General features: G+C 68.8%; 8 protein-coding genes. 1 reads left to right on the top strand and 7 read right to left on the bottom strand.

The features are described 5' to 3' along the window. Positions 1–341: 341 nt before the first annotated feature. Positions 342–1,823 carry an inorganic phosphate transporter gene (locus C9E82_RS23180; protein ID WP_119901193.1) on the top strand — a complete coding sequence of 494 codons (1,482 nt, stop codon included), beginning with the start codon at positions 342–344 and terminating at the stop codon, positions 1,821–1,823. Positions 1,824–1,864: 41 nt separating this feature from the next. On the opposite strand, the gene C9E82_RS23175 is transcribed toward C9E82_RS23180, so the two are convergent. The 7 genes from C9E82_RS23175 to C9E82_RS23145 all read right to left on the bottom strand — a co-directional run. Then, entirely contained in the window at positions 1,865–3,859 is a 1,995-nt protein-coding gene (locus C9E82_RS23175) for an exonuclease domain-containing protein (RefSeq protein WP_122449404.1), read from the bottom strand. Next, the gene (locus C9E82_RS23170; RefSeq protein WP_119901016.1) at positions 3,853–4,224 is read right to left on the bottom strand and encodes a response regulator transcription factor; all 372 of its coding nucleotides are present in this window, start codon (positions 4,222–4,224) and stop codon (positions 3,853–3,855) included. Before C9E82_RS23170 ends, C9E82_RS23175 begins: the two co-directional genes overlap by 7 nt. Then, on the bottom strand, positions 4,224–4,721 hold the full coding sequence (locus tag C9E82_RS23165) for a hypothetical protein (RefSeq protein ID WP_119901017.1): 498 nt from the start codon (positions 4,719–4,721) through the stop codon (positions 4,224–4,226). Before C9E82_RS23165 ends, C9E82_RS23170 begins: the two co-directional genes overlap by 1 nt. A gap of 7 nt (positions 4,722–4,728) precedes the next feature. Then, on the bottom strand, positions 4,729–6,537 hold the full coding sequence (locus C9E82_RS23160; protein ID WP_119901018.1) for a DUF294 nucleotidyltransferase-like domain-containing protein: 1,809 nt from the start codon (positions 6,535–6,537) through the stop codon (positions 4,729–4,731). 61 nt (positions 6,538–6,598) lie between these two features. Next, complete coding sequence (locus C9E82_RS23155; RefSeq protein WP_119901019.1) at positions 6,599–8,410, bottom strand: sodium:solute symporter family protein; 1,812 nt, start codon at positions 8,408–8,410, stop codon at positions 6,599–6,601. 13 nt (positions 8,411–8,423) lie between these two features. Next, positions 8,424–8,681 carry a DUF4212 domain-containing protein gene (locus C9E82_RS23150; RefSeq protein WP_119901020.1) on the bottom strand — a complete coding sequence of 86 codons (258 nt, stop codon included), beginning with the start codon at positions 8,679–8,681 and terminating at the stop codon, positions 8,424–8,426. A 101-nt stretch (positions 8,682–8,782) separates the two neighbouring features. Further along, positions 8,783–9,411 (bottom strand): AMP-binding enzyme (locus C9E82_RS23145; protein ID WP_147393164.1); only part of this gene is annotated, 629 nt, incomplete at its 5' end.

Raw genomic sequence — 9,411 nt, 5'->3', positions numbered from 1 at the left:
TGCTGGGCGCCTGCTGGGCCATCGTCAAGGGGCTGATCGGCGAAAGGCGGGAACTCGCCTGAACATCCCCGGGCAGACAACTGAACGGGCGGGCAGAGCCCGCCCGTTCTTGTCTTATCGCGCAGGCGCGATCGACGGCGGCGCGATTGACGGCGGCGCTGGGGGACATCCATTTGCCCGGACCTCCTTCCGCGCCCGGCATCCTGGGCCGTCGGTGGTGACGCCATCGCTTCGCAGGCGCGGTGGCCGCCTGGCCGGATTCCCTGGCAACAAAGGCGGCCAGACGGTTGAACCGGCGGCCAAAGCCGCTTAGGCAGCCTTGCCGGACAACGAGGACAAGCATGGCCCGAACAGATCTCGAAGCCCGCCACCTTGAAACGCTCGACCGCGATCTGGGGCGCTTCTCGCGGCTTGAACTGGCGACGGCCTATGTCGCGCGGCCGCTGGTCGCGCCGGGCATCGCCTTCGTGTTCATCGCGCTGGCGGCGCTGGCCGCGGCCTTGATGCTGGACCAGGGCGGCAACATGCTGGTGGTGGTCTGCGCGGCCGCCTTCGGCGCCTATATGGCGCTGAATATCGGCGCCAACGACGTCGCCAACAACATGGGGCCGGCGGTGGGCGCCAATGCCCTGACCATGGGCGGCGCCATCGCCATCGCCGTCGTCTTCGAAAGCGCCGGCGCGCTGCTGGCCGGGGGCGACGTGGTCTCGACCATCTCGAAGGGGATCGTCGCGCCCGAGAGCATGGCGCGCAGCGACATCTTCATCTGGGCGATGATGGCGGCGCTGCTGTCCTCGGCGCTATGGGTCAACCTGGCCACCTGGATCGGCGCGCCGGTCTCGACCACCCATGCGGTGGTGGGGGGCGTCATGGGCTCGGGGATCGTGGCGGCGGGGCTGTCCGCGGTCAACTGGCCGATGATGGCCACCATCGCGGCAAGTTGGGTGATCTCGCCGGTGATGGGCGGGATCTGCGCGGCGGGCTTCCTGTGGTTCATCAAGGCCCGGATCATCCACCGCCCCGACAAGATCGCCGCCGCGAGGGTCTGGGTGCCGGTGCTGGTCGGCATCATGGCCGGCACCTGCGCCGCCTATCTGGCGCTGAAGGGGCTGAACCGCGTCCTCGAGATCGGCTTCGGCACCGCGCTGGCCATCGGCGCCGCGCTGGGGCTGGCCACATGGCTGGCGATGATCCCGGTCATCCGCCGCCAGTCGCGCGGGCTGGAGAACCGCAACAAGTCGCTGAAGGTGCTGTTCGGCATCCCGCTGGTCGTGTCGGCGGCGCTGCTCAGCTTCGCGCATGGCGCCAATGACGTGGCCAATGCCGTCGGGCCGCTGGCCGCCATCGTCCATGCCAGCCAGTCGGGCGCGGTCTCGGATTCGGTGGACCTGCCGCTGTGGGTGATGATGATCGGGGCGCTGGGGATCTCTTTCGGGCTGTTCCTGTTCGGGCCCAAGCTGATCCGCATGGTCGGCAGCCAGATCACCAAGCTGAATCCGATGCGCGCCTATTGCGTGGCGCTGTCGGCGGCGATCACGGTCATCCTGGCCAGCTGGCTGGGCCTGCCGGTCAGTTCCACCCATATCGCGGTCGGCGCCATCTTCGGGGTCGGCTTCTTTCGCGAATGGGATGCCGAGCGGCGGCTGAAACTGGCCCAGGAGGAACTGAACCGCCCCCGCGTCAGCCCCGAGGAGCGCCGCCGCCGCAAGCTGGTGCGCCGCGCGCATGTGCTGACCATCGCCGCCGCCTGGGTCATCACGGTTCCTGCCGCAGCGATCCTGTCGGCCGTGATCTTCCTGGTCATCCGCCTGCTGGCCGCCTGACCGGCGCCGCCCGAGGGTCATCGGCCGTATCGCCGCCGCCGTCAGCCGCCCTGTCCGGGACCCGCGGCGGCCGAGGGCATGGCGGGAGCGTTCGCATCCTCGATCAGGCGGCGGTGGCGGCGGGATTCGGCCAGCACGTCCTCCAGACGTTCCAGCCCCTTGGCTTCCAGCGCCGCGATCAGCCGCAGATAGGCCTCGGCGGTGGCCTTGGTGTCGCCCATCGCGGTATGGCGGTCCTCGGGCGGGATGACGATGCCCAGCCGCTCGCTCAGCGCATCCAGCGAATGGGGCGCCGACTGGCCCCAGACCATGGCCGACAGCAGCACCGTGTCCAGCACGCGATTGTCGAAATGCGCGCCGGTCTCGGGCGCGGCCTGGCGCAGGAAGCCCATGTCGAAGGGCGCGTTATGGGCCACCAGCACCGCGTCCTCGGCGAAATGGTGGAAGGCGGCCAGCGCGGCGGTCATGTCCGGGGCGCCCTGGACCATCGCGTCGGTGATGCCGTGGATCTGGGTCGAGCCGGGCGGGATCGGGCGGCCGGGATTGACCAGCGTGTCGAACCGTTCGCCGGTCAGCCGGCCGCGCGCGATCCGCACGCCCGCGATCTGCACGATCCGGTCGGTGGCGGGATCGAGGCCGGTGGTCTCGGTGTCGAACACGACGCAGGTCAGGTCGGCCAGCCGCGACGAGGCCGCGCCGCGCCGCGACAGGGCGAAGTCATAGGTCAGCCCCGCCCCCTCGCCCCCGCCGGGCGCAAGGCGCAGGGGCAGGACCAGCCGCGCCCGGTCCCCTTCGGCTTCGGGCCAGATCCCCGAGGCATGGGCGGCCAGGATCTCGTGCCCGGTCAGCTCGGGCTGGGCCGGATCGGGGGGATCGGACAGCCAGTCCTCCAGCCGGTCCATCGGCACCGGCGCGCCCGTCCAGGTCAGCGACAGCCGCACCTCGGCCCCCTCGCCGCCATCGGGATCGGCCTCGGCGATATCGGCGGCAAGGCGCGGGGTGATGCCCATCTCTCGCAGGCGCTGGTCCAGGTGCCGCAAGAGCCCGTTCAGGCTGGCGGCGTCGGCCAGCAGCGACAGCCGGCCCTGCCCCTCGGCCAGTTCCAGCCCGGCGGCCAGCTCGTGCAGACCCGCCCGCCCCTCCGGGGCCTCGCTGGCCATCGCCGCGGTCAGCTCGCGCATGGCATTGGCCAGCCCCTGCCCCTCGGCGCGGATCGCCTGGGCCAGCTCGGGCGGGATCGGCCCGTCCAGCGCATCCAGCATCGGCACCAGCGTCGAGGCATGGCGGCGCAGCGTTTCCAGCGTGCCGCGCGGTGCGGGGCGTTGCGCGGGCCGATCGCGCAGGATCAGCAGGACGTTGCCGTCGACCCGGCGCATCCGCCCCCACAGCCGCAGCCCGCCCATGCTGAGGCAGCTGACATCCGTGGCCTCGGTCCCCCCCGCCCCCAGCCGGGCCCAGGCCGCCGTCAGCGCCCCGCCGGCCAGATAGCGCTCGATCGGGCGGTCCAGCACGATCCCCGGCAGCAGATGCGCGGCCGAGGCGTTGTAGAAGACGACCCGCCCCCCGGAATCGATCATCACCGCCCCCGCGCCGATATCGGCGAGGATGGATTCCAGCGTGGCCTTTTCCCGTTCCAGGTCGGCGGCATGTTCGGCGATGGCCTCGGCCAGTTCCTGGGCCGAGCGCGCCCGCGCCTCGGCCGCATCGATCGCGGCGGGGCCCAGGTCGGCCAGATAGCGGGCCTCCTTGATCTCGGGCGTCTGGCCGGTGCGCAGCCCGCCGGCCAGCATCTCGATCGGGCGGGCGACATTCTGGTCGAACAGGAACCAGACCCAGGCCATCGCGGCCAGGCCGCCCAGACCGGCGATCAGCGCCGCCAGGACCTGCGCGTCCAGGATGGCGCCGGCATCGGCGTGACGCGCGGCAAGGCCCCGGCCCGCCACCCACAGCCCCAGGGCCAGCAGGCCCAGCACCGCCACCGCAAGCCCCGCGAAGATCAGCAGGACCCGCAGCCGCAGCGACAGCCCGGTCAGCATGGCCGGTCCAGCAGCCGCGCCAGTTCCGTCCGCAGTTCCGACAGCACGAAGGGCTTGGCGATGAAGCCGTCCGCGCCAAGCGCCACCGCCTTGCGCCGCTCCACCGCCGAGCCGCGCGCGGTCATCATCAGCACCCGCACGTCCTTCAGCGCGGGATCGGCGCGCACATCCTGGACGATCTGATAGCCCGAGACGTCGGGCAGCATGATGTCCAGAAGCACCACGTCGGGACGCAGGGCGCGGATCTCCTCGACCGCGCCGGCCCCGGTCGCCATGCGGCTGTGGTTGTATCCTTCCCGCGTCAACAGAAAACCCAGCGCCGTGGCGATATTGTCTTCGTCCTCGATCACGAGAATCTCTGCCATCAGCCCCCTCCCTCACAGACGACAGAATAGGCCGGATCCTGCGGATCCGACGGCGTCCAGTCGCTGCGCGGCAGGCGGATCAGGCCCTTCGCGCAATCGAAATCCTGCGGCACCACCAGCGTCGGGCCGCGCCGTTCGACCAACATGATCTCGGCCCGCCGGGTTCCGTCCGCATTCTCCGAGATGCTTGCCGGATCCAGCGCCGCGAAGCGCACCCCGACCGGAGCCAGATAGGTCCAGGGCGCCCAGGGCTGGCTGTCGCGGCCGACCAGCAGCAGGGTGGCATCCTGCGGCAGGCGCGACTTCGCCCGCTCGAACCAGGCATAGTCGTTCCAGACCGCATAGGCGACCATCGCCAGGCCGATCCCCGCTGGCAAGAGCCAGCGCGCCGGGGCCAGCCCCAGCTTTCGCAGCAGGTGCATCCCCGCATAGATCACCGCCGCCGCCCCGATCCCGACGGCGATGACGCCCAGCAGTTCGACCCCGATCCCCGTCATGCGCGCCTCATCCCAGCATTCCCTTGCCATGTCCGACCGCGGATTGCATCCCGCGCACCACCACGAAGGCGTCGCGCAGGTGGCTGCGCCCGAAATCGGGCAGACCGGCCGGGTCCAGATAGTTGTCGGGCCGCCGACCCGCGCGGATCTGCTCGGCCTGGTTTTCCAGCCGCGTGGTCTGGATCAGGTCATAGGCGGCGATCAGATCCCGCGCCCCGCTGCCCGAGATCACCCCGCGATCCTCGGCCTCGGTCAGCCGCGCGCGCGTATTGACCGGTCGCAGCCGGCCCTGCAGCGCATAGATCCGGGCCAGGTCGGTCACCGGCACCACGCCGCTGTGCTTCATGTCGATCCGGTGGCGATGCTCGCCCGTGCGGATCGTGGCGAAGCCGCCGATCAGCCCCAGGGGCGGGCGATGCTTCAGCGCGTTCGACACCATATGCGCCACGAAGATCGAGTTCCGGGCGGCCATCTCCAGCGTCTCGGTCTGCAGCCCGGCCAGCAGCGCGGCATCGCCGCCGATCGCCCGCAGGTCGAACATGACCGAGGCCAGCATCTGCGCCTCGGGGCTGGGATGGAGGATCCAGTCGCGGAAATAGCCGCGCCAGACCTGTCGCGGCTGCCGCCAGCGCGGATTGGTCGCCATCATGTCGCCGGGGCAATAGACATAGCCGCAGGCGTGCAGCCCGTCGCTGACGAACCGCGCCAGATCCGCGAACCAGGGATGGCCCGGATCGCAGCCGTCCTCCAGGATCAGGCAATTGTCCTGATCCGACAGCCCGGTCTGTTCCTGGCGCCCCTGGCTGCCGCAGGCGGCCCACAGATAGCGGCCCGGCGCTTCGCCCAGCTCGGCCTCGGCCATGATCAGCAGGCGGCGGGTCACGGCATCGGCGATGTCGGTGATCATCCGCGTGACCACCTCGTGCCGGTAATGCCCGCTGACCAGCTGCACCAGCAGCTCGGGGATGCGGGCGGTGCTGGCGGCCATCGCCGCCACGTTCTCGGCCCCGGCGATGTCGCGGATCAGCGCCGACGAGGAAATCGCCTGCACCCGCATCAGGTCGGTCTGGCTGACCATGCCGACGAAGCGGTCGCCCTCGACCACCGGCAGATGGCCGATGCGCCGTTCCAGCATGATGTTCAGCACGTCATAGCCCAGCTCGCCCGGCGAAAGCGTGATCGGATCGGCGGTCATCACCTGGCCGACGGGGGCCTGGACGTCGCGCCCCTCGGCCACGACCCGGCTGGACATGTCGCGGATGGTGACAAGCCCGACCAGCCGGCCGTCCTGGACGACGCCGAGGCTGCTGGCATGGGCGTCGCGCATGATCCGGGCGGCCTCGATGGCGGGCGTGTCCGGCGCGCAGCTCAGCGGCGCGCGGTTGATCAGGTCGCCGACCTTCAGCATCGCCAGATCGTGGCCCCGCCCCTCGGACAAGCCGCCGCGGTCGAAGAAGCGCGCGACCGAGCGATAGGCCCCGATCAGGCGCAACAGCTCGTCGCGGGGCAGCATCAGCACGGTCGAATCCTCGATGGCGGTCGCCGTCGTCACCGCCACCCCGTCGCGCAGCAGCCCGCGTTCGCCGAAGGAATTGCGCGCCGACAGCTCGGACACGGAATCGCCGTTGCGGTCCGAGACGCGGATGCGGCCGCTCTCGATCAGATACAGCCCCGGCAGCTTCTCTCCGTGGCTGTAGATCACGCTGCCGGCGGCATGGCGTCTGCGGCCGAAGGAACCGGCGACACGCGCCAGCTCGTCCTGCGGCAGGCTGTCATAGGGATGAACCGAGGCGATGAAGGCAGCGATATCGGTCATGGCCCTTGCCTTGCTTGGCGGGATGGCCGCGCCCGTCGGGGACAGGCGCGGCCGGTTGCGTTCAGTGGCTGTGCGCTTCGCCGGCGCCGCGCGGCACCCGGATCGATTCGATCAGCTCCTGCACTTCGACCGGAGGCTCTTCGGTCATGCTCGACACCAGATAGGCGACGCCGAAGTTGATGAGCGCGCCGATCGTGCCGAACGAGGCCGGCGAGATGCCCAGCAGCCAGGCATCCGGGGTATCCGGCAGCATGTTGGTGCCGGCGACGAAGAACCAGCCCTTGTAGGTGAAGATGTAGACAATGGTCGAGACCATGCCCGCGATCATCCCCCAGATCGCCCCCTGCTTGTTGACGCGCTTGCTGAAGATCCCCATCATCAGGACCGGGAAGATCGAGCTGGCGGCAAGGCCGAAGGCCAGCGCCACGGTCTGCGCCGCGAAGCCTGGCGGATTCAGGCCCAGAATCGTCGCCACCAGGATCGACACGCCCATCGAGACACGCGCTGCAAGCAGCTCGCCCTTCTCGCTGATGTTCGGATTGATGGCGCCCTTGACCAGGTCATGCGACACCGCGCCCGAGATCGCCAGCAACAGGCCTGCCGCCGTGGACAGAGCCGCCGCCAGACCGCCCGCCGCCACGATAGCGATGACCCAGCCCGGCAGGTTGGCGATTTCCGGGTTGGCCAGGACCATGATGTCGTTGTTGACGGTGGTCAGTTCGTTGCCGACCAGGCCCTGCTCCTCGATGATCGCGGCGACCGGCGCATCGGCGGCGCCCGCCTCGTTATAGTACTGGATCAGGCCGTCGCCGTTCTTGTCCTCCCAGTTCAGCAGGCCGGTGGTCTGCCAGTTGCGCATCCATTGCAGATCGGGATCGTTGGCGATGGCATCCAGCGACACGGCCGGCTGGCTGAAGGTTTCGCCCGTCTCGGCCCCCGGCCACATGGTCGCGGTCAGGTTAAAGCGCGACATCGAGCCCACCGCCGGCGCGACGGTATAGAGCAGCGCGATGAAGACCAGCGCCCAGCCCGCCGACTTGCGCGCATCGGCCACCTTCGGCACCGTGAAGAAGCGGATGATGACATGCGGAAGGCCCGCGGTGCCGATCATCAGCGCCAGGGTGAACAGCACCATGTCCAGCGTCGAGTTGTGATGCCCGGTATAGGACCCGAAGCCCAGATCCGTCACCACCTGATCCAGCTTGGCCAGGAACTTGACCCCCGAGGCGTCATGGGTGCCGAACAGGCCGGTCTGCGGCAGCACATGGCCGGTCAGCTGCATCGCGATGAACACCGCCGGGATCGTATAGGCGATGATCAGCACGATATATTGCGCGACCTGCGTATAGGTGATGCCCTTCATGCCGCCCAGGACCGCATAGCAGAAGACCAGCGCCGCGCCGATCCACAACCCGGTCGAGTTCGACACTTCCAGATAGCGCGAGAAGGTCACGCCCACGCCAGTCATCTGGCCGATCACATAGGTGATCGAGATGATCAGCAGGCAGATCACCCCGATGATCCGGGCGGTCTGCGAATAGAAGCGGTCGCCGATGAATTCCGGCACCGTGAACTTGCCGAACTTGCGCAGATAGGGCGCCAGCAGCAGCGCCAGCAGCACATAGCCGCCGGTCCAGCCCATCAGATAGGTCGAGTTGTCATAGCCGGTGAAGGCGATGAGGCCGGCCATCGAGATGAACGAGGCGGCCGACATCCAGTCGGCGGCGGTGGCCATGCCGTTCATCACCGGGCTGACCCCGCGATTGGCGGCATAGAATTCGGCCGTCGAACCCGCGCGGGCCCAGATGGCGATGCCGATATACAGCGCGAAGGACGCGCCGATGACCAGCAGGTTAAGCGTAAACTGGCTCATTTCTCCGTCCCCCTCACTCTTCCACGCCGTGTTCGCGGTCGAGCTTGTTCATCCGCCAGGCATAGAAGAAGATCAGCACGATGAAGATCAGGATCGAGCCCTGCTGGGCGAACCAGAAGCCCAGGTCGGACCCGCCGACCGGGATCGATGCGATCAGCGGCCGCAGGACGATCCCGAAGCCATAGGAAACCAGCGCCCAGATGGCCAGCGAAATCCAGATGATCCTGAGATTGGCCTGCCAATATGCGTTTGAAGATTGTCTGTCACTCATGTCCCTTGGACCTCCCTGTTCAGACATGCCGCGTTCCGCCCTTGATCTTGCCGCCGCATCCCGGTTCCCGGCGGAAAGGCCGGGATGCGTTCCCCGCGCCCCTATCCGCGATTCATCCTGTTTCTGATGAGTTCGTCGACGACTTCGGGTTCTGCGAGGGTTGATGTGTCTCCGAGGCTGTCGAAGTCGTTCTCGGCGATCTTGCGCAGGATGCGGCGCATGATCTTGCCGGAACGGGTCTTCGGCATGCCCGGCGCCCACTGGATCAGGTCGGGCTTGGCGATCGGGCCGATCTCGGTGCGCACCCATTTCTCCAGCTCGGCGCGCAGATCCTCGGAGGGCTCGACGCCGTTCATCAGCGTCACGTAAGCATAGATCCCCTGGCCCTTCAGCGGATGCGGATAGCCGACCACCGCCGCCTCGGCCACCTTGGCATGGGCGACCAGCGCCGATTCCACCTCGGCCGTGCCCATCCGGTGGCCCGAGACGTTGATCACGTCATCCACCCGCCCGGTGATCCAGTAATAGCCGTCCTCGTCGCGCCGGCAGCCGTCGCCGGTGAAGTAATAGCCCGGATATTGCTGGAAATAGGCCTCCTCGAAACGCTGGTGGTCGCCCCACAGCGTGCGCATCTGCCCCGGCCAGCTGTCACTGATGCACAGCACCCCCTCGGCCGGGTCGCCCTCGATCAGCTTCGCCGTCTCGGGCTCCAGCACCGCCGGTTTCACCC

This window comes from Paracoccus sigandri, assembly GCF_003709565.1.
Taxonomy (GTDB): Bacteria; Pseudomonadota; Alphaproteobacteria; order Rhodobacterales; family Rhodobacteraceae; genus Paracoccus; species Paracoccus siganidrum.
This window is presented reverse-complemented; position numbering and strand designations above follow the sequence as displayed.